This is a genomic window from Aeromonas sp. 25-AL00135 (assembly GCF_054052385.1).
Map to the genome: position 1 here is coordinate 147,707 of NZ_JBSTYQ010000005.1, position 25,704 is coordinate 173,410.

Consider the following 25,704-nt stretch of genomic DNA (forward strand, 5'->3'; position numbering starts at 1 on the left):
GCCATGCCCTCCGCGGGCGTGGCCTTTTATCGAGAGCGTCTTTATGAAGAGCGTGATGAAAAAACAACTGTTGATGGGTACCGTGCTGCTGATGGCCAGTAGCCAGGTGTGGGCCGATGCGGCCAGCGATCTCAAACAGAAGCTGGCGGGGGTGAGCCTCTTCTCCGCCAAATTTGCCCAGACCGTCTATGACAGCAAGGGCAAGGAGCTGCAAAAGGCCAGCGGCGACCTGCTGGTGCAGCGGCCAAACCGTTTCAACTGGCACACTACCTCGCCGGACGAGAGCCTGATCGTGGCAGATGGTCAGGATGTCTGGGTCTATGATCCCTTCGTCGAGCAGGTCACTGCCCTCAAGCTGAAAGATGCGGTGCTCAACACCCCCTTTATTCTGATCGCTGGCAATGACGACAAGTTCTGGAAGAACTATGACGTGACTCAGGAGGGGGATGTCTACACCGTCACCAGCCGTAACAAGGATGAGCTGATCGCCTCCTTCCGTGTCACCTTCGACAGACAAGACAACATCAGTCGTTTCGATGTGAAAGAGGCGCAAGGGCAGTGGAGTGAATTCACCTTGAGCAGCTTCAACCGCAAGCCGGTGCTCAAGGGCAACGAATTTGTTTTCAAGATCCCGAAGGGGGTCGAGCTGGACGACCAGCGCTAATGAGCAAGCGGTCGTTGGATTGCTCGCCACTGCGCCAGTCAAAGGTGTGTGGCGTGACGCTGGGTGGTCAATACAGATGAGTAACTTGTCGCTGGATTTCTCGTCGGACTTTCGTCCGCTGGCGGCCCGGATGCGGCCGCAAAACCTCGACCAGTATATCGGTCAGCAACATATCCTGGGGTCTGACAAGCCCCTGCGCAAAGCCATTCTGGCGGGTCACTGCCACTCGATGATCCTGTGGGGGCCGCCCGGTACCGGCAAGACTACGCTGGCGGAGCTGATGGCTCACTACTGTCAGGCGGAAGTGGAGCGGCTCTCTGCGGTCACCTCCGGTATCAAGGAGATCCGCGCCGCTATCGACAAGGCGAAGGAGAACAGCTGGCGCGGGGTGCGTACCATCCTGTTTGTGGATGAGGTGCACCGCTTCAACAAGAGCCAGCAGGATGTGTTCCTGCCTCACATCGAAGATGGCACCATCACCTTTATCGGTGCCACCACCGAAAATCCCTCGTTCGAACTCAACAACGCACTGCTCTCACGAGCCCGGGTCTATCTGCTCAAGCGACTGGAGGAGAGCGATATTCTCGCCATGCTCGATCAGGCGATGACTGATCCCCGTGGTCTCAATGATCCGGCACTCACCTTCGCCCCCGGCGTCAAAGAGGCGTTGGCCAAGGCGGTGGATGGGGACGGGCGAAAATCCCTCAACTATCTGGAGCTGTTGGCCGACATGGCCGAAACCGACAGCACAGGGGGGCGGGTGATCGACAGTGCCCTGCTCGCTGCCGTGGTGGGGGAGCACGTGGCCCGCTTCGACAAGGGGGGCGATCACTTCTACGACCTCATCTCGGCGGTGCACAAATCCATTCGCGGCTCGGCGCCGGATGCGGCGCTCTACTGGTATGCCCGCATGGTGAGTGCCGGTTGCGATCCTCTCTATATTGCCCGCCGCTTGCTGGCGATTGCCTCGGAAGATGTGGGCAATGCCGATCCCCGTGCCATGCAGGTCGCCCTGTCAGCCTGGGATTGCTTCCATCGGATCGGGCCGGCGGAAGGGGAGCGGGCCATCGCCCAGGCGATCGTCTATCTCGCCTGTGCCCCGAAAAGCAATGCGGTCTACACCGCCTGGAAGGCGGCGCTTAATGATGCCAAAAACCTCCCTGACTTCGAGGTGCCGGTGCACCTGCGCAATGCGCCGACCAAGCTGATGAGCGATCTGGGCTATGGCGCCGAGTATCGCTATGCCCATGACGAGCCGGGCGCCTATGCTGCGGGCGAGCAGTATTTCCCGCCCGAGCTTGCCGGCAAGCAGTACTACCAGCCCACCGATCGCGGCCTTGAAAAGCAGATTGGCCAGAAGCTCGATTACCTCCGTGAACTGGACAGGCAAAGTCCGCAGCAACGGGGCAAATAGCCCCTTTGTTACCTCGCATGGCTGAAAATTGGTCAGACGTTTGAATATGCAGGACGGTTTGCGTGCCAAAGTCGGTAAAAACGACACAAATAGTCCCTGTTCGGGCGGGGGGGCGGTCTGCTACACTGCCCGTCTGACCCCGCTTGTCTTGGCCTTGCGCCATCTTCTTGATCTCGAAGGCCTGATTGTTGAGGCCCGATTCTGAAGACGATTGGGGTGCGCCAACCGATGTTAACTTCCGGATCTGTTTCCCAGCCCGTCATGACGACTCAGGCCCAGATCCCATTTTAAAAAAGTAGGTAAACCATGCTGGATCCCAAATATCTGCGCAGCGATATCGAAGAGGCTGCCGCTCGTCTGGCGACACGTGGCTACGTTCTGGACGTAGCGGCTGTCAACGCTCTGGAAGAGAAACGCAAGGATCTGCAGTCCCGTACCCAGGAGCTGCAGGCCGAGCGCAACGCCCGCTCCAAATCCATCGGTGAAGCTGCCCGTCGTGGTGAAGATGTTGCCCCGCTCAAGGCCGAAGTGACCAAGATCAACGACGAGCTGGAAACCAGCAAGGTCGAGCTGGATGCCCTGCTGGCCCAGCTGAAAGCCATTGCCGACGCCATCCCCAACCTGCCGAGCGAGACCACTCCGGTGGGCCGTGACGAGAACGACAACGTGGAAGTGCGTCGCTGGGGTACCCCGCGCGAGTTCAGCTTCCCGGTACGCGATCACATCGATCTGGGCGAAGCGGCCAAGGGCGTTGACTTCAAGAACGGCGTCAAACTATCCGGTACCCGTTTCGTAGTGATGAAGGGTCAGATTGCCCGTCTGCACCGTGCCCTGGCTCAGTTCATGCTGGATCTGCACACCCAGCAACACGGTTACACCGAGTGCTATGTCCCCTATCTGGTGAACCCGGACAGCCTCTATGGCACCGGTCAGTTGCCGAAATTTGCCCAGGACCTGTTCAATACCGGTATCGAAGGTGAAGGGGAAGAAGAGGGCAAGGTTCGCAAGTTCTCCCTGATCCCGACCTCCGAAGTGCCGCTCACCAATATGGCCCGTGACGAGATCTTTGACGCGCAAGAACTGCCGATCAAGATGACCGCCCACAGCCCCTGCTTCCGCTCTGAAGCGGGTTCCTACGGTCGTGATACCCGTGGCCTCATCCGTATGCACCAGTTCGACAAGGTCGAAATGGTTCAGCTGGTTCACCCGGAGAAATCCTGGGATGCACTGGAAGAGATGGTGGGTCACGCCGAGAAGGTGCTGCAACTGCTGGAGCTGCCGTATCGCGTGATGGCGCTCTCTACCGGTGACATGGGCTTCTGCGCTTCCAAGACCTACGATCTGGAAGTGTGGCTGCCGGCCCAGAACACCTATCGCGAGATCTCCTCTGTCTCCAATTGTACCGACTTCCAGGCGCGCCGCATGCAGGCTCGCGTGCGCATCGACGGCAAGCCGCAGCTGCTGCACACCCTGAACGGTTCCGGTCTGGCGGTGGGTCGTACCCTGGTTGCCGTGATGGAGAACTACCAGCAGGAAGATGGCCGCATCGCCATCCCGGCTGCGCTGCAATCCTACATGGGTGGCCTGACCCACATCGGGTAAGCTCACACCGCAGACCACAACGCCATGGCATTGCCATGGCGTTGTGCATTCTGGCGCCGATCAACCGTTTTAGTGCTGAAAAAATGCGGCTTTTCGGCGTCGCTTTGAACAGTTAACACATTTTTATCAAGCAATGCGCAATCGTTTTTGTTAGACTGCGCCGCAATTTCGCAGGACATCTTTTTCTATGGTCTGGATTGATTACGCCATCATCGGCATCGTCGGTTTCTCTGCTCTCATCAGCCTGGTGCGCGGCTTCGTCAAGGAGGCCATGTCTCTTGTCACCTGGTTCGTCGCCTTCTTTATTGCCAGCCATTTCTATCCCGATCTCGCCGTCTATTTCACCTCCTTCTCCGACGCGCTGGTTCGCAACGGTCTGGCCATCGCGGCGCTGTTTGTGGCAACCCTGATCCTCGGCAGCGTGGTCAACTATGTGGTGGGCCTGTTGGTGGACAAGACGGGTCTCTCCGGTACCGATCGGGTGCTGGGGGTCTGCTTCGGTGCAATTCGCGGGGTGCTGATCGTCAGTGCCCTGCTTTTTTTCATGGATACCTTCACCAGCCTCTCCCAGAGCGACTGGTGGGTGGCGTCCAAGCTGGTGCCGGAGTTCAAGCCGGTGATCCAGTGGTTTTTCGGGTTCATGTTGAACTCATCCAGTTTTCTTAAACAGGTATAGTGACTTCGAGGTAGCAAAGACATGTGTGGTATTGTCGGTATAGTTGGCACCACCCCCGTCAATCAGGCCCTCTACGACGCCTTGACGGTGTTGCAGCACAGGGGACAGGATGCCGCCGGGATCGTGACCATTGATAGTGGAAACTTCCGGCAACGCAAGGCCAATGGCCTGGTGAAGGACGTGTTTGAAGTGCGCCACATGCAGCGTCTGCAAGGGAACATCGGCATAGGTCATGTCAGATACCCCACCGCAGGCAGCTCAAGTGCCGCTGAAGCCCAACCTTTTTATGTGAACTCTCCCTACGGCATGGTGCTGGCCCATAACGGTAACCTCACCAACGCCAAGGAGCTCAAGGAGCAGCAGTTCAAGGTCGCCCGCCGCCACATCAACACCACCTCCGACTCGGAAGTGTTGCTGAACGTGCTGGCCCACGAGCTGGATCGCTGTGACAAGATGGCCCTGCGTCCCGAAGATATCTTCGCCGCGGTGCGCAGAACCCATCAGCAGATCCGCGGTGCTTATGCGGTGGTCTCGCTGGTGATCGGCCATGGTCTCATCGGTTTTCGTGATCCCAACGGCATTCGCCCACTGATCCTCGGTCGTCGTCAGGACGAGCAGGGCCAGGTGGAGTACATGCTCGCCTCCGAGAGCGTGGCACTCGACGCCATCGGTTTCGAGACGGTGCGGGATATTGCGCCGGGTGAAGCTATCTACATCACCGAGCAGGGCCAGCTCTTCTCCGAGCAGTGTGCGGAGAACCCGCAGATGAGCTCCTGTATCTTCGAATATGTCTATTTCGCCCGTCCCGATTCGTGCATCGACAAGGTCTCGGTCTACGCCGCCCGCCTCAACATGGGTCGCAAGCTGGGTCAGAAGATTGCCCGCGAGTGGGAAGATCTCGACGTCGATGTGGTTATCCCCATCCCCGAGACCTCCTGTGACGTGGCGCTGGAGATCGCCCACACCCTGGACCTGCCATACCGTCAGGGCTTCGTGAAGAACCGCTACATCGGCCGTACCTTCATCATGCCGGGCCAGACCCAGCGCAAGAAGTCGGTGCGCCGCAAGCTCAACGCCATCAGCTCCGAATTCAAGGGCAAGAAGGTGTTGCTGGTGGATGACAGCATAGTGCGTGGTACCACGTCCGAGCAGATCATCCAGATGGCCCGTGAAGCGGGGGCAGCCAAGGTCTACTTCGCCTCGGCGGCGCCGGAAATTCGCTTCCCCAACGTCTATGGCATCGATATGCCCACCGCCAACGAGCTGATCGCCCACGGCCGTGAAGTGGAAGAGGTGTGCAAGCTGATTGGCGCTGACGGTCTGATTTTCCAGGATCTGGAAGATCTGGAAGCCGCCGTGCGAGAGATCAACCCGGATCTGCGTCACTTCGAGACCTCGGTCTTCAATGGTCACTACGTCACCTCCGACGTGGACCAGTCCTATCTGGATCACCTCAATGCCCTGCGCAACGATGACACCAAAGCGGTGCGTGAATGGCAGGAAGGCACCAGCAATCTGGAAATTTTTAACGAAGGCAGTTAAACGTTTGCGGTTTTGCCGGATGGGATAGCGAGATGGGGGCCAGTGGCCCCCATTGTCGTTTCTACCTAACACGGCAGAAGGGGGAGGAGATATCTGTTTGAAAAATATCCGCTTATCTTGCCGGATATGGGCATGGCCAGCAGGATCCGCTAGCATAGGCGGCAACATATATGATCGATACGCTTTTAAGAGACGAGAGTTCAGATGGATGATCTGCTAGCCCCAGTGCGCCAGTTTTTGCAGTGCGAGACCCCGGATGAGTGGGTGGAGATGGCGCGGGATCCGGCCCGTTTACCGACCCTGCTCATCGATCACGCCAACTGCGAGACCAAGGCCGCACTCACTGCCCACAGTCTGGTGCGCCGCTACTGCCTGCCCAAGGGCAAGCGCCATCTGCTGCCCAAGCTGGAGTTTTATCGCGAGCTGGATGCCATCCCGGAGAAGGCCGAGATCCTGGGCAAACGCAGCATGGGGGAGTCTGATCGCACCGTCTTTGCCGAGCTGGAGCGCAATCCACTGCTGTTTCCCATGGTGCGGCTCATTCAGGAGGAGCTGCACCACTTCGAGCAGGTGCTGGAGATCATGCAGGCCCGCGGCATCGAATACGGGCCGGTGACGGCCTCCCGCTATGCCCGCCAGTTGATGCAGCATGTGCGCACCCATGAACCGGCCACCATAGTCGACAAGATGATCATCGGCGCCTATATCGAGGCCCGCTCCTGCGAGCGTTTTGCCAAATTGGCGCCCCATCTGGACGAAGAGCTGAGCCGCTTCTACGTCTCTTTGCTGCGCTCCGAGGCGCGCCACTATCAGGATTACCTGAGCTTGGCCGAACAGTACGCAGGGGAGGATATCAGCGAGCGGGTGGCCTTCTTTGGCAAGCTGGAAGCCGAGCTAATCTGCTCGCTGGATCCGCAGTTCAGGTTTCATAGCGGCCTGCCTGTCACATCTGACAGTTGTTGACGCACAGGGGGGCAAACTACTATTGCCCTGTTCCTACTACGAGCGACAAGTAGTTACTTTTGAGCGCAATTCCCGGCCCTGAGCCGGGATCTTTTTTTCTGTCGTACCTCCTTCCTGCTTTTGGCGCTCTATGCTGAATCCCTGGCTATTTTTGCGTCTTCCCATTGCGATGAAATCCTGTTCGATCAGCCGGTTATTGTGGTGATAAAGTGCTCATTCAAGTGGCTCACCCTTGTAGAAACGGGCGAAACCGTGTACTTTTTTGCCTTCGCAAGATTTGAATAACCAATCAATAGGAGCGTGTATGCGCATTGTTCTGTTGGGGGCTCCGGGCGCCGGCAAAGGTACCCAGGCTCAGTTCATCATGGAAAAACACGGTATTCCCCAGATCTCCACCGGCGACATGCTGCGTGCGGCGATCAAAGCGGGCACCGAGCTCGGTCTGAAAGCCAAAGCTGTGATGGACGCAGGTCAGCTGGTCTCTGACGACATCATCATCGGTCTGGTCAAAGAGCGCATCGCTCAGCCGGACTGCGCCAAAGGCTTCCTGTTGGACGGTTTCCCGCGCACCATTCCCCAAGCGCAAGCCATGAAGGACGCCGGTGTCGTGGTTGATTTCGTACTGGAGTTCGATGTGCCGGACGAAGAGATCGTCAAGCGCATGAGCGGCCGTCGCGTTCACTCCGGCTCCGGCCGTACCTACCACGTTGTGTTCAACCCGCCGAAAGTGGAAGGCAAGGATGACGTGACCGGTGAAGATCTGGTGATCCGCGCCGACGACGAAGAGACCACAGTGCGCAAGCGTCTGGATGTATATCATCAGCAGACCGCGCCGCTGATCGGTTTCTACGGCAAAGAGGCGGAAGCGGGCCACACCCGTTACGTCAAGATCGACGGCACCCAGCCGGTTGATCTGGTCAGCAAGCAGCTTGCCACCATTCTGGGCTGATCTTTGCTGTCGGCACTGTTTCCCGTGCCATCAGATAAATAAAGAGAAGGGCCCTGTCGGGCCCTTTTTGCATAATGACAGATAGACAGGAAGCCAACGTGACCACGAAAACCGGAATATTGCTGGTCAATCTGGGTACCCCAGCCGCACCGACCACCGCTGCCGTCAAAGCGTTCCTCAGCCAGTTCCTGCACGATCCCCGTGTGGTGGACCTGCCCCGCTACCTCTGGTGCCCGCTGCTCCACTTCATCATCTTGCCGACGCGCTCGCCCAAAGTGGCCAAGCTCTATCAGCAGGTGTGGACCGAGCAGGGCTCGCCGCTGATGGTGATAAGCAAGCAGCAGCGCGCCGCGCTGGAGCAGGAGCTCAAGCGGGAGGGGGTCGAGGTGCCGGTGGAGCTGGCGATGACCTATGGTTCCCCGTCAGTGAATGATGGCTGGCAGGCGCTCAAGGCCAAAGGGGTCAACCGGGTGATCCTGTTGCCGCTCTATCCGCAATATTCGGTCAGTACCACTGCCTCGGTCTTCGATGCCTGGGGCAAGGCAATGAAGAGAGAACGCAATCTGCCGGTGGTGCGGCTTATTCGTGATTATCACGCCCATCCCGAATACATTCAGGCGCTGGCCATGAGCGTGCGCCGTCACTGGGAGCAGCACGGTCAGGGTGATCACCTGCTGATGTCGTTCCACGGTATTCCCGAGCGCTACGAGAACGAAGGGGACCCCTATGGTCACCAGTGTCGCCATACCGCCAGCTTGCTGGCCGAGGCGCTCGGGCTGGAGGCCGGGCAGTGGACGGCCAGCTTCCAGTCCCGCTTTGGCAAGGAGGAGTGGCTCAAGCCCTACACAGACGTGACCATTGCTGGCCTGCCGGCCGCCGGGGTCAAGCGACTCGATGTGATTTGCCCTGCCTTTGCCGCCGACTGCCTCGAAACCCTTGAGGAAATTCAGGTACAGAATCGGGAGATCTTCATGGAGGCCGGTGGCGAGCGGTTTGGATATATTCCGGCCCTCAACAGCGATCAGGCCCACATCAGGATGATGGTCTCGCTCATCTGCCGCGAATTGGCATGAGTGACCGGCAGTCAGTCAAACAAGGAGTCGAGTCATGGTACATATCACGCTGATCTACGCAGGCCTGCTTGGACTGCTGTTTCTGGGGCTCTCCTTTTGGGTGGTCAAACGCCGCGCCCAGTTCGGGGTGATGATAGGGCAGGGGGAGGCCCCCGAGCTGCTGGCGGCGATCCGGGCCCACGGTAATTTTGCCGAGTATGTGCCGCTGACCCTGCTGCTGATGGCGCTGTGCGAGCTCTCCGGTGCCGGTGCGCTCTGGCTGCATGCCGGTGGCGCCATGCTGTTGGTCGGCCGCATCCTGCATGCCATCGGCATCCAGATCCCCAAAGCCCCCAATGTGCCCCGTTTTCTGGGCACCTTGCTGTTCTGGCTCGCCCTCGGCCTCTTCTCGGTGCTGGCTCTGTTGCAGGGCATGGCGGCCGCCTGAAAACCGGCGCTTTTGTATGCTATGGAACCACCCTGGGTTGGGTGGTTTTTTTATGGTGAAAAGGCAAACGTTTTTCCTTGCAAGCCTTGTCTATACTGACTCCATTATTTAAACAGGGCGACTTTTCGGGGCGGCGGATTGTGTTAAAATCCCGCCCCTCTTTCCCCCAGAGCACAGAACATTGCCATGAAATTTCCCGGTCAGCGCAAGTCCAAACACTACTTCCCTGTCGACAGACGCGATCCCCTGGTGCCGCAAAATCCCCTGTTAACCGAGCTGGGCAAAGCCTACGTGGTCGGGATTGATCAGACCCTGGTTGATATTGAAGCCCATGTGGATGAAGACTTTCTGACCCGTTATGGTCTGAGCAAGGGGCACTCCGTCGTCATCAATGACGATGTAGCCGAACGGATTTATGACGAGCTCAAGGCCAACAACATGGTAGTGAGCGAGTTTGCCGGTGGCACCATCGGCAACACGGTACACAACTACTCGGTACTGGCCGATTCCCACTCCATTCTGCTGGGTGTGATGAGTCAGGATATTCGCATCGGCTGCTACGCCTACCGTTATCTGTGCAACACCTCTTCCCGCGTCAATCTGGACTATCTGCAGCCGGTTGATGGCCCCATCGGCCGTTGCTTCACCTTCATCACCGAGTGCGGCGAGCGCAGCTTCGGCATCAACGCCGGCAAGATGAACCAGCTGGATGTGCAGCACATTCCGGAAGATGTGATCAAGGGGGCGTCAGCACTGGTGATCACCGCCTATCTGGTGCGTGGTGACGATGGTGATCCGATGAAAGAGGCGGCCATGACTGCGGTGCGTTATGCCCGCGAGGCCGGTATTCCCGTGGTGCTGACCCTGGGCACTCGTTTCGTCATCGACGAAAATCCCCAGTGGTGGCGCGACTTCATTGCCGAAAACGTGACTGTGCTGGCGATGAACGAAGACGAAGGTGAGGCCCTGACCGGCATCGCAGATCCGCTCGGTGCGGCCGACAAGGCGCTCGACTGGGCCGACATGGTGCTCTGTACTGCAGGCCCCATCGGCCTTTACATGGCGAGCTACACCGATGAGGACTACAAGCGCGAGACCACTCATACCCTGTTGCCCGGCGTTATCCCCGAGTTCAACATGTATGAGTTCAGCCGCCCGATGGCCCGTGCCAAGTGCCGTAAACCGGCCCGTATCTACTCCCACATCTCCCCGTACATGGGGGGCCCGGAGAAGATCAAGAACACCAACGGGGCAGGGGATGGCGCCCTTTCCGCTGTGCTGCACGACATGGTGGCCAACTCTTATCACCGGATGAATGTGCCCAACTCCGCTAAGCACATCTCCGAGTTCCTGACTTACTCCTCACTGGCCCAGGTGTGCAAATACGCCAACCGCGTCAGCTACGAGGTGTTGGCCCAGAGCAGTCCCCGTCTCTCCCGCGGTTTGCCGGAGAAAGAGGACAGTCTGGAAGAGGTTTACTGGGAGCGTTGATCTCCTGAATCTGCAAGACGCCTCCATCGGGAGGCGTTTTTGCAGGCAAATATGAGTTATCCCGGCTTTTTTCCCGGAATAACCCCAATATGCTTGAGTCCATGTCACTTTTACGACACCATTTGGCCATCGTATTGTCGCCCGACAATGCCGCAGCACCCGAAAGAAAGAGAGAACCCCATGAGCATGCTTAACGACAACCTTGACGCCAATTTCCAACTGTTTATCGAACAAGTCCGCGAGTCGGGTCAGGTGTGGGGTCTGCGCTATGGGGAAGACTGGGTCGTCTGTCGCTCCGCCGAATTTGAAGATGCCGACGTGATGCCGCTCTGGTCTGCCGAAGAGGACGCCCGTCTGCACTGCGTCGACGAGTGGGCCGATTACGAGCCGGAAGTGATCGATCTGGAAGAGTTTCTCGATATCTGGATCAACGATCTGGATGAAGATGATGTGCTGGTCGGCCCGAACTGGAACGCCGATCTGGAAGGTCAGGAGCTCGAACCTATCGAGCTGGCCAAGGCACTGGTTGAGCTGGACGCCTGAAAGCGCCTCCATTGATGCAGGCCATCGGGACAAAGACCGGCCCCGTGAGGGTGCCGGTCTTTTTTATGGTCGAATGGCCCGATTGATGAGTTAAAAGCCGATTTGCCTTTGCACCTGTCAGGGGGATGGTCCATCATCAACCTTTTGCCAAGGGAGGAGCGCCATGTTTGTATTCGACGTAACGGGAGCTGCGGGTGAGAAGGCCAGCATTCGGGTGCAGGCGCTGGATTGGGCGCAAGCCGGACCAGTGACCTTCCAGTGCGATGACGATCAGCTGGCGGTCGTGCTTCTGAGCGGTTGTCGTTGCGATGCAGTGGGCTTTTTCAACCTGTTGGCGGGGTGCAAACCCCTCTATATCGAGCAGTGGCTCAGCTATCTGCAGGAGAGTGGTCGCATTGGCAAGTGGAGTCACCAGACCGAGAGTCCCGCCGATGGTGACTATCTGGCCAGAGCCGGTCTGGAGCACGATGAGCTCAATACCCTGCTTGGCCAGGTCTATCAGGTGGCGGGGTTCAACCGGTTGCAGATCAACCGTTACCTCAAAAATCGCCACAACCCCACCACCCTGGCAACCCGTTACGATCAGAAAGAGCTGGAGCGCTATCGCCAGCTCAATGACATCATTCTGACCCTGTTGAAGCTGAAGCATCCTCAGTAAAGAGCCCCAGCTGGCTGATATCCGGTCGCAACGGTTGCGGCCGGGCGATCAGATAGCCCTGCAAGCCATCCACGTACATCCCCTGCAGCAGCTGTTTCTGGCCAAGCTGTTCCACCCCCTCAGCAATGACCTGACACCCCATCCGATGTGATACATCGACGATCATCCGCACGAACTGCTGGTTGGTCTGATCCTGCTCCAGCCCGGTGATAAGGGCAGGGTCCAGCTTGATGTAGTCGGGCTTGAGCTCGCGAAACAGGGTAAAGGAGCCGATCCCCTTGCCGAAATTGGCGATCGCCGAGCGGCTGCCATTGCGGCGCAGCAGTTCAAATACCCGCTTGGCACCGGTCAGGTTGCGTTCCAGATGCTCTTCATCCAGTTCGAACACCAGATTGGCGCTGGTATTGGGATCTTTGAGCAACTGGCGGTCAAGCCAGATCAGGAAGGCGCTGTTTTGCAGCAGGTTGGGGGAGAGGTTGATCCCCCAGCGACTCTGGTTGGCACCAAAGGCCCGGTACTGGCGCATGATGTGGGTAATGACCAGCTGCTCCAGCCGCATCACCATATCCAGCCGCTGGGCCATGGCAAACAGGGTGTCGGTGGGCAGGGCAGTGCCATCATTGCCGCTGAAGCGGGTGTAGATCTCGTTGTAAGCCAGCATGCTGCGGTGCAGGGGCTGGATCGGCTGGTAGGTAAAGCTGAGCCGCTCCTGCGCCAGCACTTCTGTCAGCACATCGCGCCAATGGTGTTGCCCCTGCAGATCGGAGGCGCTGTCATCCTGCTGGATGGCCCAGCCGTTGATGGTTTCGGTCTGGGCGCGAGCCAGCGCCAGATCCGCTCTGGCCAGCACGGCTTCAATTTTCTGGCCGCTGCTGAGCTTGGTCAGCCCCGAGTAACCGGTGCTCTCCAGCTCGTGCTGATCCTGATAGTGATCGAAGGCCACCTTCAAATCCTGCCCCAGCAGATGGGGAGGAATATTGGCCACCGGTTGCACCAGTACGGCGAAATCGGCCCCCGAAATGCGGTAGACCTGATTGCCCGGGAAGCGGCTTACCACCCGCTTGATAAGGGCCGCCATGTCCTTGATGTAGGCATCACCAGACTGGAAGCCGCGCTGGGCGTTGATTTTGCCAAGCTCGGTGGCACGGATCAGCACCAGGGTCGCGGTCTGGGTGTCCTGATCCCGCTGCAGCAACTCGGTCATGTCGCGGCGAAACGCGTGGCGGTTGAGTAGCTGAGTCAGCTCGTCGGTGGTGGCCAGGTTGCTGAGCTCGGTCAGCTGGCGATGAGCGCTCTGCTCGGCGCTTTCGAACTGCTCCAGCAGCTGTTGCAGCACCTCCTGGGAGGCGGGCTCATCGAGTTGTGAGGGGTCCCGCCCCCTGATCGCCTTGACCCAGGTGAGCTCCTGATGCTGGAGCATGCCATCCATGGTGCGGATGGCCAGCATCAACAGCAGGATCATGCCAAGCAGTGTGGTGGCCAGAATAATGGCCAAAGTGAGCGGTGTGCTCTGCAGGGCTAACCAAACTGCTTGCAGGAGCAGCAGGGGTATGGTCACTATGGTGGCGATCAGAAAGAGGGTACGTCCGAGCTTGTGAACCATCTTGTCATCCTTGAAGTGGCTGCTTTGTGGGGGAATTTTAACCAAGCTGGCGGAGCAAAGCATGCTATTCCTCGCAACTCGGTGAAAAGGGTCAATTGAGATCGGTTAAATGTGAGTGAAACCACTTTCACAGGTGCCGAAACAGGCGAAGATGAGTTGAAAATAGATCAAACAAGGCAGAGGTAAATCATGTTGTTAGAGCCCGAAAATAGTGCCAAAGCACGACAATTATTGAACCAGAGTATGGCACTGGTGCTGGCGGGTGGACGTGGCAGTCGCCTGAAGCAGTTGACTGACAACCGCGCCAAGCCTGCCGTCCATTTCGGTGGCAAATTCCGGATCATTGATTTTGTGCTCTCCAACTGTATCAACTCGGGGATCCGCCGCGTTGGTGTAGTCACCCAATACAAATCTCACAGCCTGCTGCGTCACCTGCAATCGGGCTGGTCCTTCCTGCGTTACCAGATGAACGAATTCATCGACCTGCTCCCTGCCCAGCAACGTGTGGACGAGGTGCACTGGTATCGCGGCACCGCCGATGCCATCTATCAGAATGTCGATATCATTCGTGACTACGGCCCCAAATACCTGGTGGTGCTGGCTGGGGATCATATCTACAAGATGGATTACGCCGCCATGCTGCTCGACCATGTACGCCTCGGTGCCAAGGTGACGGTAGCCTGCATCGAAGTGCCGCGGGCAGAGGCATCCGCCTTCGGGATCATGGATATCGACGAGCAGCGCAAGATCCGCGCCTTCGTCGAAAAACCGGCCAATCCGCCTGCCATGCCGGGTTGCGAGGATCGCTCGCTGGCCTCCATGGGAATCTATATCTTCGAGGCGGAGTACCTCTACCAACTGCTGGAGGAGGATATTCACAATCAGGACTCCAAACACGACTTCGGAATGGATGTGATCCCCCGCATTGTGGAGGAGGGGATGGCCTTTGCGCACCCCTTCAACATGTCCTGTGTCGGGGCACGCGAGGGGCAAAAGCCCTATTGGCGTGACGTGGGTACGCTGGACTCCTTCTGGGAAGCGAACATGGATCTCGCCTCCGTGCTGCCCGAGCTCGATATCTACGATCAGAACTGGCCCATCTGGACCAGCCAGACCCTGACGCCACCGGCCAAGTTCGTGCAGGATCGCAATGGTCAGCATGGCATGACCATCAACTCCATGTTCTCGGGCGGTACCATCGTCAGCGGGTCGTTCGTGCTCAACTCGGTGCTCTTTACCAATGTGCGGGTGCACTCCTTCTGCACCCTGGATCAGGCCATCATCTTCCCCGGGGTCGAGATTGGCGCCGGTTGCCGTCTGCGCCGGGTGGTGGTGGACAAGGGATGTGTGCTGCCCGATGGGCTGGTGGTGGGCGAGAATGCCGATGAGGATAGCCGCCGCTTCTACCGCTCCGAGCAGGGGATTGTGCTGGTGACCAAGGAGATGCTGGACAAGCTGGTTTGAGGAAGGCCCTTGAAACTGTATCAGACGCTGTAATGCAAAGGGAGCCAAACTGGCTCCCTTTTTCATGCTGGTGAATGGCGAGGATTATTCGCTAACCACCGCTTTGGCGGCCATCACCATGGCGGTGCCGTGCTTGCCACCGGCGGCGGTCACTTGCGGTACGCCATCTTCATCGGTGTCGCTGCCGGCACCTTCGATGATGTTCTCGCCGGAGTCACCGATCCACTCGGCCATCTGCATGCCACCGTTGACGGTGCCACGGAACCAGCTGACGTACTGACCGGTCAGCTTGGCCAGCTCCAGCTCGGGCGCCTTCTCGGCCCCTTCGTTGCGCAGGTTCAGCATGGCAGAGCGCAGGGCGCCGGAGATGGCAGCCTGGGTCCAGGGAGTGTACTCGCCCTGTTTGCCAGCCAGCCAGGTACCCGCTTTCGCACTGAAATAGGCCTTGTCAGCGGCGATAAACAGCTCGCGCGCGGCGGTGCGGTATTTGGCATCGGAAGTTGCGAGGAACGCAGCAGTCAGACCACGGATGGCGGCGAACTGCGCATCGATGGAGTAGCCGGCATCGAGCTTGCCACCCAGGGTGATGCCGTCATGCACCAGACCATTTTTGCCCTTGAGGTTGGCAAGGATGAAATCGGCCTGCTTGCGGATCAAGTCGAGCGCCTCTTGACCCTGCTTGGTCTTGAGGTTCAGCTCGCCATTGTCACCGGCGGCGTAACCGACCGGCAGCGCGTCCTGAGCGCGCTGGAAGATCTGCAGGGCGACCAGTGCGTAAGCGGCGTCAAAGGTGGTGACGTGCTTGCCCTGTTTGCCTGCCTGCCAGCTGTCGACCAGGGTGCCAGCCTTGGCATCAAAGTGCAGGGCCGCCAGGTTCTTGAAGGTGAGGTTGGAGAGATTGATCGCCAGCGAGAAGGCATCGCTGCCCGCAACGGCTTTGTCCAGGTCATTGGTCTTGTTGGCAGCCGGTGCGGTGGCAAACGGCGCACCGTCAAACACGGCGTGGAAGGCCGGGTTCTGGTTGGTGTTAGCGCTGCGCTGATCGCTGAAGGCATAGAACTCGGAGAGCGGCCACAGCATCATCCAGGCATCGCGCAGCTGGGCGGAACCATCCACCACCTCCAGCTTGCCGATGGCACCGGCATCGTTGCTGCTGGTTTCGGTCACTTTCACCTGATGGGGGAAGTAAATCACGCCCTTGGCCGGATCGTACTGCGGGGTGATTTTGGCGCCCAGTTGTTTACTATCGAAGCCGAGCTGGTTCTGCATGATGGCCAGCTTGTCGATGGATTGCTCGGTCAGCATCATGCCGTTGAAGCCGTCAGCGGCAGAGACGCCCAGCTTGTGCTTGCCATCCTGATCCATAGTGGCGGAGGCGGCTTCTACCTCTTCATCGGTCTCGGCCACGTGCATGCCGCCGAGGAAGTCCTGGGACCACATCACCTCTTTGAGCAGGATGCCGCCCACCGCTGCGGGCACCAGCAGGTTGTCGCTGCCGCTCCAGCGCAGGGTGCTGTAGTCGCGGAAGTAGGCGGGCACCTGGGTCTTGACGGTTTTCTCGGTCCCTTTGGCGGTCTTGATGGTGATCTGGTCGCCATTGACCGGGGTGGCGTTGACGGCCTGGGCAAACTCCGGATTGGCGGAGGCGTAGGGCAGGGAGAGGGGATACATGCCCTGCGGCACTTCATCAGCCGGGAAGCCAACGGCATCGGCCATGGCCAGCACCCGTTGCCCCAGAGAGGCCATGGTACCACCACGGGCCAGGTTTTGCGGCCCGTTCACCAGATGAGGGCCCATACCGGATTGGTAGTTGAGGGCGTACATCGCCTCTTCGGAGTATTCGTAGGATTCGATGCCGGCAGCGAAGTCGAACGGGGTCGGCTCATCGGCACGGTTGGCATCCAGCACATCCAGATCCAGCCCCAGCGCTTCGGCCAGCGGCTCACCGGAGAGCTCGAATTCGGTATAGGCCAGCATGTTGGCGGCGGTATTGAATGTCTTGTCTTCGACTTTGACGGCAGCGTGTGCGGCGCCGCTAATCAGTGCGCAGGCGATCGCCTGAACCAGTACGGTTTTTCTCATGTCCCTTCTCACCATTGGTTTTATTATTGACGCTTCTCATGACGAATCTAAATGAGAATGGTCAGCATTATGCTGTGTTGACGGGGACTTGAGAAGTAAAAAACCGCTCCATTCGGCTGCACGTTGAACCGGATGTGCGCTGTCGAAGAGGACGGTTATCTGCTTATTGCGCTGAAAGTGCCGCTGCGGTGGGGATCAGAGCAGTTTGAACGGGATGACCAGACGGCCAGGCTCCACCTTGAGGGCTTCGACCTTCTCCTTGATCCTGGCTTCGTTCTTGCGGCTGCTGTCGAGGCGATAGACCGGGGTCTGCGACAGGAACAGGGAGAGCGACTGATTGAAGGTGGGCAGCAGCGGGGTGAGGGCGGCCCCGATATCGGCCGGCTCGGTCTTGACCGAGAGCAGCTCAAGATCGCGCAGATAGATGGCGCCCTGATCGGCCACATAGTCGGGGCGGGCACTCAGGGCAAAGCGGATCTTCATCTGCTGGCTGCCAAGGGGGCTGCTCACCTGCAGGTCGCCAGCGGCGTCCAGCTCGATGCGATCTGCTTGTTTGCGGCCGATACGGCTCTGCATCTCGTCCAGACGGATCTTGCTCGACATGATACCGGGGATCCCCAGCTGTTTTTCAAAAGAGACCTGATCCTTGAGGTACTGGTTGATTTCGGCCTCGCTGACGTTGTACTGGGTCAGGGAGCAGGCCCCCAGCAGCAGGGCGAGGGGGAGTAACAACAGCTGTTTCAACATGATGGATTCCGCTTGGGCAACTATGATGGCGCTATCTTACGCGATAACGGGCGTGGAATGAGAGCCTCATACCGTGGGAAATCACGGAGTTGCTGCATTCCCGATTGTTTTTTGGCAACCGCCGGGTTCATCATCAACGGATGAATCGAGTAGTGCCGATCAGTTGGCTGCAGGCGTTGGGCCACGTCTGAGCCGAGTAGCCTGAGCGGAGCACAAGAAGAGAACAGAGAACGAGGAGAGCGCAATGGTTCGGATGGGCAAGATTGGCCGCAGGGCGCTGCTGTGGCTTGGCTGCATGATGGGACTCTGGAGCCCGTCGCTGTGGGCCGAGGTGAAAGTGATCCCGGTCTTCGAGGCGCAGGCGGCGGTGCAGACCCTCAAGGAGATCTATCCCCAGCTTGGGGTCAGCGCCATGGGGAATCAGCTGGTGCTGAGCGGGACGCCAGCCCAGCTGCAGGAGGCCGAAGCCACGCTGACGCAGATCAACCAGCCACCGCAAAACCTGCTTATCGAGTGGCGGGTCGATGGTGCCGCCAGCGGTCAGCAACTGGGGGGCTCAATCAGTCGCGACGAGGCCAAGCGGCAGTGGCTGCTTGATGGCAATGCCCGGCAGTACCAGCGCAGCCAGAACGACAGCTGGCAGGTGCGCGGGCTGTCGGGCCGTCCCGTGCTGCTGCAGATGGGCTCCTATCAGCCGGTGACCTTCTATCAGTGGAACGGGGGCGCCGTGGTGGGGATGATGCCGCTGGTGAACGGCCTCTATGCCACGGCCACCTTGATTGGCGATCGGGTGCAGATTGCGCTGAGCAGCGAACAGGCGCGGCTGGATCAGGGCACCATCAATCGTGGGCAGAGTGCCACCGAGGTGAGCGGGGCCCCGGGCCAGTGGCTGACGGTGGGGGAGCTCTCGACCAGCTCAGCGGATCAGGGGAGCAGCCTCGGTACCCAGCTACAGGGGGGGCGAGGCAGCCAGAGCGAGCGCCAGACCCTGCAGATCCGGGTCACTCGTCAATAGGTGTCAGCCCCGTCAGTGGGGCTGATCTGCGGCATATTCCCGTAGCTGGCGACTGCGCAGCAGATACCAGAGCGCCCAGAGGCTGGCGACCAGCACCAGTGCGGTGGGCCAGCTGAATGACCACTTCTGCAGATTGAGGTTGTGCAACTGCATCAGCAGGCCGCTGACGGCAGAGCAGAGCAGCAGCAGCGGGCTGTGGCGACGGAGTCTGGCGCGAATGCTCTGGGTCTGCTGATAGGTGCCCCCGCAGGCGAGCAACGCCAGCATGGCAGGTACGTCGGTCAGCAGGCTGATGTAGAGGGTGATCTTGTCCGGATAAAAGAGGGTCAGGATCTCGCTGCCGCTCTCGCGGGTCACTCCCGCCATCAGAAAGAGCCAGACCGAGCGGGTCAGCAACAGGGCGATGGGCCAGAACCAGAGGGGCGGGCGCAACTGGCCGTGATCGTCATATCGGTGTTCGGGGTAGAGGGTCATGGTTGCCCGTTATCCACTTGAATTGAGTGATGAAGGGGATATGAGGCGACGAAGCGTCCTTTGCAAGGCGTTGGGCGTGGCGCAAATTAATCGGGGGGCCATGCCCCCCAATCCGTTTCTTCAGATATCGCAGCGCGCGTCGGCGACGTTACAGCCAGCCTTTGCGCTTGAAGAAGAGGCCGGTGCCGAGCGATGACATCACCATCAGCACCAGTGACATGGGATAACCATACTCCCAGGCGAGCTCCGGCATGCGGCCAAAGTTCATACCGTAGATACTGGCGATCAGGGTCGGCGGCAGGAAGATCACGGCGGCTACCGAGAAGATCTTGATCACCTTGTTCTGCTCCAGATTGGTCACCCCCATGGAGGCCTCCAGCTGGAAGTTGATCTTGTCGAACAGGAACTGGGTGTGGGGCAAGAGAGACTCCACGTCGTGCAGCATCTCGTCGATCCACTTGTTCTGCTCAAGGCTCATGCGCTGGCGCAGGCTGCGTTTGAGGAAACGCAGGGCGCGGCGGGTATCGTGCAGAGAGAGACGGATCTGGCCGTTGGCCTCTTCCTGCGCCATCAACTCCTTGAGCATGGGGTTGATCTGATCCGGCTCGAAGATCTGATCGGCGGTGTTTTCCAACGTTTTGTAACCATCTTCGATAAGGTCGGAGAGGTACTCCACCTTGAGGTTTTGCACCTCCAGCAGGATGTCGAGGGCATCCTCCACCTCCAGCCGATCCTGGCGCATATAGTGGCGCAGCAGGCGCACCAGCCCGATGTCATCTTCACGAATGCTGATCAGCAGGTTGTTGCGCAGGGTAAAGGAGACGTGGACACCCTTGGTGTCACGACCGATCCGCTGGGGAAACAGGGAGTGAATGTGCAGACCATCGGTATCCCAGTAAAAACGGGCGGATGCTTCGATGTCGTCGAGCTCTTCCTTGTCGGGGACCTCTTCCAGGAACAGGCCCGTCAACCATTCTCGCTCTGCCGTGTCCGGCTTGTAGGCATCCAGCCAGACCGTGTTGTCAGGTACTATGTCGTCAGGCCCGAGCGTGACTATGTCCAGCACCTTGTTGTTGAGAATGTAGGCGGTGATCATCTGTCCCCCCTTAAAAAGTCATGGGTAATCAGGGATGGTTGCACAGGTCATGCGGCCTTAGATCGCTGCAGAAGGCGATCCCGTGGATAAGCAGATCGGGCCGATGGAAAACCTGAATGCGGCGAACTATACAGGGGAGGGCCGCGCTTGTCAGGGGCTATTCATCAGGGATTCAGCTTGTTTGTTCAAAAAAACAGCGAGGTCGGATCACCTGAGCGGCTATGCGGGGTAGAACCCAGCCTTTGGCTGGGGGAGGGCTAGCTGGGGCTGCTTGTTGCCGCTGCCCCGCTTCATCACATATTCGGATAATTGGGCCCGGAGCCCCCCTGTGGTGGCGTCCAGATAATGTTTTGACTGGGGTCCTTGATATCGCAGGTTTTGCAGTGGATGCAGTTGGCGGCGTTGATCTGCAGTTTGGCCGCGCCTTCCATTTCAAGCACTTCAAACACCCCTGCCGGGCAGTAGCGTTGGGCGGGTTCGGCCCAGGTGGGCAGATTGACCTCGACCGGAATGCGCTCGTCCTGCAGCTTGAGGTGGCAAGGCTGATCCTCGTCGTGACTGGTGTTGGCCAGATACACAGACGAGAGCTTGTCAAAGCTCAGTCTGCCATCGGGTTTGGGGTAATGGATGGGCTCGCAGCGGCTGGCCACGCGCAGCTGACGGTAATCGTGAGCCTTATCGAGCAGTTTGAAGGGCGAGTTTGCGCCAAACAGCCGTTGCTCCAGCCAGTTGAAGACACCGCCCAACCAGGGACCATAGCGATGAAGCGCCGCGCCGAAGTTGCGCGCCGCCTTGAGTTCGCGGGCCAGCCAGCTCTGGTGCAGCTCGTCATCATACAGGGCCAGATCCCGGCCCCCTTCATCGCCCCCCCGCAGGGCCATCGCGACGGTTTTTGCCGCCAGCATGCCGGACTTCATGGCGGTGTGGATCCCCTTGATGCGGGAAAAGTCGAGGGTGCCCGCATTACAACCGATCAGCAGGCCGCCCGGGAAGTGCATGCGGGGCAGGGCGTGCCAGCCCCCCTTGGTGATGGCGCGTGCGCCATAGCTGATGCGCTCCCCATCTTGCAACACGCCAGCGATAAGCGGGTGATGCTTGAGGCGCTGGAATTCGTCGAACGGGCTGAGCCAGGGATTCTGGTAGTTGAGATCGACAATCAGCCCGACTGCCACCTGATCCCCCTCCATGTGATAGAGATAGAAGCCACCGTGGCTATTGCCGCCCCCCTGCTTGCCAAGGGGCCAGCCACTGCCGTGCAGCACCTGTCCCGCTTTGCCTTGGCCAGCAGGCAGTTGCCACAGCTCCTTGAAGCCGATGGCATAGTGCTGGGGCTGGGCAGGGCTTGCCAGATTGAATGTGGCGATCAGCTGCTTGCCGAGATGACCGCGGGCCCCTTCGGCAAAGAGGGTGTAGCGACCGAGCAGTGCCATGCCGGGCACATGATCAGCTTTCGGATTGCCCGCTCGATCCAGCCCCAGATCGCCGGTGATGACCCCCTTGACCCGGCCCGCGTCCATGATAAGTTCGCTGGCGGTAAATCCAGGGTATATTTCGACTCCCAGTTTTTCCGCCTGTTGGCCAAGCCAGCGGCAGAGATTGCCGAGGCTGATGATGTGACAGCCCTCATTGTGCATCCGTGGCGGCACCGCCCAGGCGGGGAGTTGCAGGGAGCGTTGCTCGCTTTGCAGCAGATGCACCTGATCGTCGTTGACCGGTACGCCGAGCGGCGCTTGCTGCCAGCAATCCGGCAGCAGCTCTTGCAAGGCGACAGGATCAAACAGGGCGCCGGAGAGCAGATGGGCGCCAATTTCCGCTCCCTTCTCCAGCAGACAGACAGAGAGAGTGGCATCCTGCTGTTTCAGGGCGATGGCTGCACTGAGCCCCGCCGGACCGCCGCCGACGATGACGACATCAAATTCCATTGCTTCCCGTTCCATCTTGCCTCTGCGCTCTGGTTGGCCTAGGGTAATGCTGGTAGTTTACGTAAACGTAAAGCAGTTGTAAGCAAAACTGAGCAAGAAAAAGCAAAAAATCAGGGAAGAGCGTACTGCAACAAACGCAGAGGCACACTAATGAATTCAATCCAAAGAGACGAGGCATGACCCCATGAAGCTGCTGGTCGCAATCAAACGGGTAGTCGACTACAACGTCAAGATCCGGGTGAAGGGAGACGGCTCCGACGTGGAGCTCGCCAATGTGAAGATGGGGATCAACCCCTTTTGTGAAATTGCGGTGGAGGAGGGGGTCAGGCTGCGGGAAGCGGGTATCGCCAGCGAGCTGGTGGTGGTGACTTTTGGCCCTGACGCTGCCGCCGAGCAACTGCGCCATGGGCTGGCGCTGGGGGCGGATCGGGCGCTGCATTATGTCACCGATGAGACGCTCACCCCGCTGACTGTCGCCCGCGCCTTGCACAAGGTGTGTGAGCAGGAGCTGCCGGATCTGGTGCTGCTCGGCAAGCAGTCCATCGATTCAGACAACAATCAGGTGGCCCAGATGCTGGCTGCCCTCAATGATTGGCCGCTGGCGACCTGCGCGTCCTCCCTCAAGGTGGAAGCGGGAGAACTGCTGGTGACTCGCGAAATTGACGGTGGCCTAGAGACCCTGGGCATGCCGTTGCCTGCGGTGGTAAGCGCCGATCTGCGTTTGAATGAACCGCGCTTTGCCTCGCTGCCCAACATCATGAAGGCCAAGCGCAAGCCGCTTGATAGCGCCCCGTTCTCGACACTCGCCGTTGAGGTGGCCAATCAGACCCGCTTGCTCGGGGTGATGGCGCCGCCAGCCCGCAGCGCCGGGATCAAGGTGGGCTCGGTGGACGAGCTGGTGGACAAACTCAAACACGAAGCGAAGGTGCTGCCATGAGCGTGCTGATCATTGCCGAACATCATCAAGGCCATCTGGCCGACAACGTGGCACAACTGGTGACCGCAGCCGGCTCAATCGGCGGTCAGGTTGACCTGCTGTTGCTGGGGCAGGGGCTGACCGAGGCGGGTGAACAGGCGGCTGCCATTGGCGGTGTCGACAAGGTTCTGCTTGCCGAACATCCCCTGCTGGCCGACGGGCTGCTGGATGGGGTCGACAAGCTGCTGGCCAGCTGGTGCGAAGGTTACAGCCACTGCCTGATGGCGGCGAGTACCATGGGCAAGGCGCTGCTGCCACAAGTAGCGGCTCGGCTCGGGGTGGAGATGCTCTCCGAGGTGACGGCTATCGAGAGCAGCGACACTTTCCAGCGCCCCATCTATGCGGGCAATGCCATCGCCAGAGTGGCAAGCTCGGCACCCGTCAAGGTGATGACGGTGCGGGCCACCGCGTTTGCCAAGGCGGCGACGGGCGGGCAGTCTCCCATCGAACGCTTGGCCGTGCCCGAATTCGCTGGTCGTACCCGGTTGGTCGAGCGCCGCGCGGTGCGCTCCAGCAGGCCCGAACTGACCGCCGCCCGGGTGGTTGTCTCCGGTGGCCGGGCACTGGGCTCCAAGACGCAGTTTGCTTTAATAGAAGCGCTGGCCGACAAGCTGGGCGGTGCCGTGGGGGCATCGCGAGCCGCCGTTGATGCGGGATATGTCGCCAACGATCTGCAAGTGGGGCAGACCGGCAAGGTGGTGGCGCCCGAGCTCTATATCGCGGTCGGCATTTCGGGGGCCATCCAGCATCTGGCGGGGATGAAGGAATCGAAAGTGATCGTTGCCATCAACAAGGACAGCGACGCCCCCATCTTTCAGGTGGCGGACTACGGGCTGGTGGGGGATCTCTTCACTCTGCTGCCGGAGCTCACCGCCAAACTGTAAATTTGTCAGAAATGGCTGGGCTGTGGTCGTTTATGCGCTCTGCCCGCCATTTCTGTGCATGTTCCCTGCAAGCCCTGACCCGTTCAGGGCTTTTTCTACTGCAAGGGGGATGCAGAGTGATGGTAAAAGGTTGAGCCAGCTCCCAAAAAGCCTTTGATCCTGTGACGGCTCTTGTGTAAAACCTGACAAGTCATCGATTACTCTCATCCACTCACGGAAAGCGTCATGAGCAAACAGATTTACAACTTCTGCGCCGGCCCCGCCATGCTGCCGGTTGAAGTCATGGAGCGCGCCCAGCGCGAATTTTGTAATTTTCAGGGGCTGGGAGCCTCGGTCATGGAGCTTTCCCATCGTGGCAAGCCCTACATGGCGGTTGCCGAGAAGGCCGAAGCGGATCTGCGCGAGCTGCTGGCAGTGCCGGACAACTACAAGGTGCTCTTCATGCACGGTGGCGGCCGCGGTCAGTTCTCCGCCGTGCCCATGAACCTGCTGGGTGGGGCCAACAAGAAAGCGGACTTCCTGCTGACCGGTGTCTGGTCTCAGAGCGCGGTGGATGAAGCCAAAAAGTATGGCGATATCCAGACCTTTCAGGGGGTTGCCAAGAACGAGCAGGGGATCTCCCACCTGCTGCCGACCCCGGCGTTTCGCGCCGATGCGGCCTATGTTCACTACTGCCCGAACGAAACCATTGACGGCATCGAGATGTTCGACATCCCGGCCACCGGCGAGGTGCCGCTGGTAGCAGATCTCTCCTCCACCATTCTCTCCCGTCCTCTCGATGTGAGCCGCTTTGGCATCATCTATGCTGGTGCCCAAAAAAATATCGGGCCGTCCGGGCTTGCCATCGCCATCGTGCGCGATGATCTGCTGGATCAGGCGAGAGCCGATGTCCCCTCGATTTTCGACTACAAGCTCACTGCCAAGAACGACTCCATGTTCAACACGCCGCCCACCTACGCCTGGTATCTGGCCGGTCTGGTGTTCGAGTGGCTCAAGGAACAGGGTGGCCTCGAGGCGATGGAAGCGCGCAATAAGGAGAAGGCAGACTTCCTCTATGACTATCTCGATCAGTCGAGCTTCTACGGCAATCAGGTGGATGTCAGCTGCCGTTCGCGCATGAACATCCCGTTCCAGCTGAAAAATGCCGAGCTGGACAAGCAGTTCCTGGCAGAATCGGAAGCGGCTGGCCTGCTGGCCCTCAAAGGACACCGCATTGTCGGTGGCATGCGTGCCAGCATCTACAACGCTATGCCGCTGGAGGGTGTTAAGGCCCTGGTGAGCTTTATGGATGGCTTTGCCAAGCGTCACGGCTGAGAAGAGAGCTCCACCTGTTTGCTGGTGGCCTCTCGTGACATCTCGTGAGCCGCTTCCAGCTATTGCAATGATTCAAGACGCTGGGGATACCCCGGCGTCTTTTTTTCAACAGAACCAGCGCGCTG

24 protein-coding genes are annotated in these 25,704 nt (G+C 59.2%); 17 read left to right on the forward strand and 7 right to left on the reverse strand.

Annotation, left to right across the window (positions count from 1 at the left end; translation table 11 throughout):
• The first annotated feature begins 55 nt into the window (after nt 1-55).
• The 3 genes from lolA to serS all read left to right on the forward strand — a co-directional run bounded on the left by lolA (nt 56) and on the right by serS (nt 3,680).
• Nucleotides 56-664 carry an outer membrane lipoprotein chaperone LolA gene (lolA, locus tag ACW5XC_RS06185; RefSeq protein ID WP_041236057.1) on the forward strand — a complete coding sequence of 203 codons (609 nt, stop codon included), beginning with the start codon at nt 56-58 and terminating at the stop codon, nt 662-664.
• A 76-nt stretch (nt 665-740) separates the two neighbouring features.
• Nucleotides 741-2,078 carry a replication-associated recombination protein A gene (locus tag ACW5XC_RS06190; protein ID WP_143182515.1) on the forward strand — a complete coding sequence of 446 codons (1,338 nt, stop codon included), beginning with the start codon at nt 741-743 and terminating at the stop codon, nt 2,076-2,078.
• Nucleotides 2,079-2,384: 306 nt separating this feature from the next.
• Nucleotides 2,385-3,680 carry a serine--tRNA ligase gene (gene serS, locus ACW5XC_RS06195; RefSeq protein WP_005337087.1) on the forward strand — a complete coding sequence of 432 codons (1,296 nt, stop codon included), beginning with the start codon at nt 2,385-2,387 and terminating at the stop codon, nt 3,678-3,680.
• Nucleotides 3,681-3,682: 2 nt separating this feature from the next.
• On the opposite strand, the gene ACW5XC_RS06200 is transcribed toward serS, so the two are convergent.
• Complete coding sequence (locus ACW5XC_RS06200) at nt 3,683-3,859, reverse strand: hypothetical protein (RefSeq protein ID WP_155396129.1); 177 nt, start codon at nt 3,857-3,859, stop codon at nt 3,683-3,685.
• Nucleotides 3,860-3,867: 8 nt separating this feature from the next.
• Between ACW5XC_RS06200 and ACW5XC_RS06205 the strand changes: the two genes are divergently transcribed.
• From ACW5XC_RS06205 to ACW5XC_RS06245, 9 genes are all read left to right on the forward strand, one after another.
• Complete coding sequence (locus ACW5XC_RS06205; RefSeq protein WP_005337086.1) at nt 3,868-4,356, forward strand: CvpA family protein; 489 nt, start codon at nt 3,868-3,870, stop codon at nt 4,354-4,356.
• Nucleotides 4,357-4,377: 21 nt separating this feature from the next.
• Nucleotides 4,378-5,898 (forward strand): amidophosphoribosyltransferase, encoded by a 1,521-nt coding sequence (gene purF / locus ACW5XC_RS06210; protein ID WP_005351229.1) that lies wholly within the window; start codon nt 4,378-4,380, stop codon nt 5,896-5,898.
• A 204-nt stretch (nt 5,899-6,102) separates the two neighbouring features.
• A complete protein-coding gene (miaE, locus tag ACW5XC_RS06215) occupies nt 6,103-6,861 on the forward strand; it encodes a tRNA isopentenyl-2-thiomethyl-A-37 hydroxylase MiaE (protein ID WP_042055702.1) in 759 nt (252 codons plus the stop codon).
• Between the two features lie 304 nt (nt 6,862-7,165).
• The gene (gene adk, locus ACW5XC_RS06220; RefSeq protein ID WP_005337083.1) at nt 7,166-7,810 is read left to right on the forward strand and encodes an adenylate kinase; all 645 of its coding nucleotides are present in this window, start codon (nt 7,166-7,168) and stop codon (nt 7,808-7,810) included.
• A 98-nt stretch (nt 7,811-7,908) separates the two neighbouring features.
• Nucleotides 7,909-8,883: a ferrochelatase gene (hemH, locus tag ACW5XC_RS06225; RefSeq protein ID WP_042055704.1), complete on the forward strand. Its 975-nt coding sequence runs from the start codon at nt 7,909-7,911 to the stop codon at nt 8,881-8,883.
• 34 nt (nt 8,884-8,917) lie between these two features.
• A complete protein-coding gene (locus tag ACW5XC_RS06230) occupies nt 8,918-9,310 on the forward strand; it encodes an MAPEG family protein (RefSeq protein WP_005359993.1) in 393 nt (130 codons plus the stop codon).
• Nucleotides 9,311-9,496: 186 nt separating this feature from the next.
• The gene (locus ACW5XC_RS06235; RefSeq protein WP_005337079.1) at nt 9,497-10,801 is read left to right on the forward strand and encodes an inosine/guanosine kinase; all 1,305 of its coding nucleotides are present in this window, start codon (nt 9,497-9,499) and stop codon (nt 10,799-10,801) included.
• 180 nt (nt 10,802-10,981) lie between these two features.
• On the forward strand, nt 10,982-11,344 hold the full coding sequence (locus ACW5XC_RS06240; RefSeq protein ID WP_005337077.1) for a DUF2750 domain-containing protein: 363 nt from the start codon (nt 10,982-10,984) through the stop codon (nt 11,342-11,344).
• A 163-nt stretch (nt 11,345-11,507) separates the two neighbouring features.
• Nucleotides 11,508-12,002 carry a hypothetical protein gene (locus ACW5XC_RS06245; protein ID WP_042055706.1) on the forward strand — a complete coding sequence of 165 codons (495 nt, stop codon included), beginning with the start codon at nt 11,508-11,510 and terminating at the stop codon, nt 12,000-12,002.
• Here the strand turns inward: ACW5XC_RS06245 and ACW5XC_RS06250 are convergent.
• On the reverse strand, nt 11,965-13,605 hold the full coding sequence (locus ACW5XC_RS06250; RefSeq protein WP_042055710.1) for an EAL domain-containing protein: 1,641 nt from the start codon (nt 13,603-13,605) through the stop codon (nt 11,965-11,967). The two genes, ACW5XC_RS06245 and ACW5XC_RS06250, sit on opposite strands and share 38 nt — an antisense overlap.
• A gap of 189 nt (nt 13,606-13,794) precedes the next feature.
• On the opposite strand from ACW5XC_RS06250, the gene glgC reads away from it, so the two are divergent.
• The gene (glgC, locus tag ACW5XC_RS06255) at nt 13,795-15,069 is read left to right on the forward strand and encodes a glucose-1-phosphate adenylyltransferase (protein ID WP_005337070.1); all 1,275 of its coding nucleotides are present in this window, start codon (nt 13,795-13,797) and stop codon (nt 15,067-15,069) included.
• A gap of 84 nt (nt 15,070-15,153) precedes the next feature.
• Here the strand turns inward: glgC and ACW5XC_RS06260 are convergent, their stop codons facing one another.
• Both ACW5XC_RS06260 and ACW5XC_RS06265 read right to left on the reverse strand, forming a co-directional pair.
• Nucleotides 15,154-17,151: a hypothetical protein gene (locus ACW5XC_RS06260; protein WP_042055712.1), complete on the reverse strand. Its 1,998-nt coding sequence runs from the start codon at nt 17,149-17,151 to the stop codon at nt 15,154-15,156.
• 195 nt (nt 17,152-17,346) lie between these two features.
• Complete coding sequence (locus ACW5XC_RS06265; RefSeq protein ID WP_042055713.1) at nt 17,347-17,898, reverse strand: lipoprotein; 552 nt, start codon at nt 17,896-17,898, stop codon at nt 17,347-17,349.
• A 295-nt stretch (nt 17,899-18,193) separates the two neighbouring features.
• On the opposite strand from ACW5XC_RS06265, the gene ACW5XC_RS06270 reads away from it, so the two are divergent.
• A complete protein-coding gene (locus tag ACW5XC_RS06270) occupies nt 18,194-18,913 on the forward strand; it encodes a hypothetical protein (RefSeq protein ID WP_408649421.1) in 720 nt (239 codons plus the stop codon).
• Between the two features lie 12 nt (nt 18,914-18,925).
• Here ACW5XC_RS06270 and ACW5XC_RS06275 read toward each other — a convergent pair whose 3' ends face one another.
• The 3 genes from ACW5XC_RS06275 to ACW5XC_RS06285 form a co-directional block, all read right to left on the reverse strand.
• Nucleotides 18,926-19,387, reverse strand: a complete 462-nt coding sequence (locus ACW5XC_RS06275) for a DUF2919 domain-containing protein (RefSeq protein ID WP_042055717.1) — start codon at nt 19,385-19,387, stop codon at nt 18,926-18,928.
• A 148-nt stretch (nt 19,388-19,535) separates the two neighbouring features.
• Entirely contained in the window at nt 19,536-20,483 is a 948-nt protein-coding gene (gene corA, locus ACW5XC_RS06280; RefSeq protein WP_005337059.1) for a magnesium/cobalt transporter CorA, read from the reverse strand.
• Nucleotides 20,484-20,776: 293 nt separating this feature from the next.
• Entirely contained in the window at nt 20,777-22,420 is a 1,644-nt protein-coding gene (locus ACW5XC_RS06285; protein WP_042055721.1) for an electron transfer flavoprotein-ubiquinone oxidoreductase, read from the reverse strand.
• A 169-nt stretch (nt 22,421-22,589) separates the two neighbouring features.
• Between ACW5XC_RS06285 and ACW5XC_RS06290 the strand changes: the two genes are divergently transcribed.
• The 3 genes from ACW5XC_RS06290 (at nt 22,590) to serC (ending at nt 25,579) form a co-directional block, all read left to right on the forward strand.
• Nucleotides 22,590-23,342: an electron transfer flavoprotein subunit beta/FixA family protein gene (locus tag ACW5XC_RS06290; protein ID WP_042055722.1), complete on the forward strand. Its 753-nt coding sequence runs from the start codon at nt 22,590-22,592 to the stop codon at nt 23,340-23,342.
• Nucleotides 23,339-24,265, forward strand: coding sequence for an electron transfer flavoprotein subunit alpha/FixB family protein (locus tag ACW5XC_RS06295; RefSeq protein ID WP_042055725.1), 927 nt, complete (start codon nt 23,339-23,341; stop codon nt 24,263-24,265). Before ACW5XC_RS06290 ends, ACW5XC_RS06295 begins: the two co-directional genes overlap by 4 nt.
• 225 nt (nt 24,266-24,490) lie before the next feature.
• Nucleotides 24,491-25,579: a 3-phosphoserine/phosphohydroxythreonine transaminase gene (serC, locus tag ACW5XC_RS06300; RefSeq protein ID WP_005345045.1), complete on the forward strand. Its 1,089-nt coding sequence runs from the start codon at nt 24,491-24,493 to the stop codon at nt 25,577-25,579.
• Nucleotides 25,580-25,704: the final 125 nt, after the last annotated feature.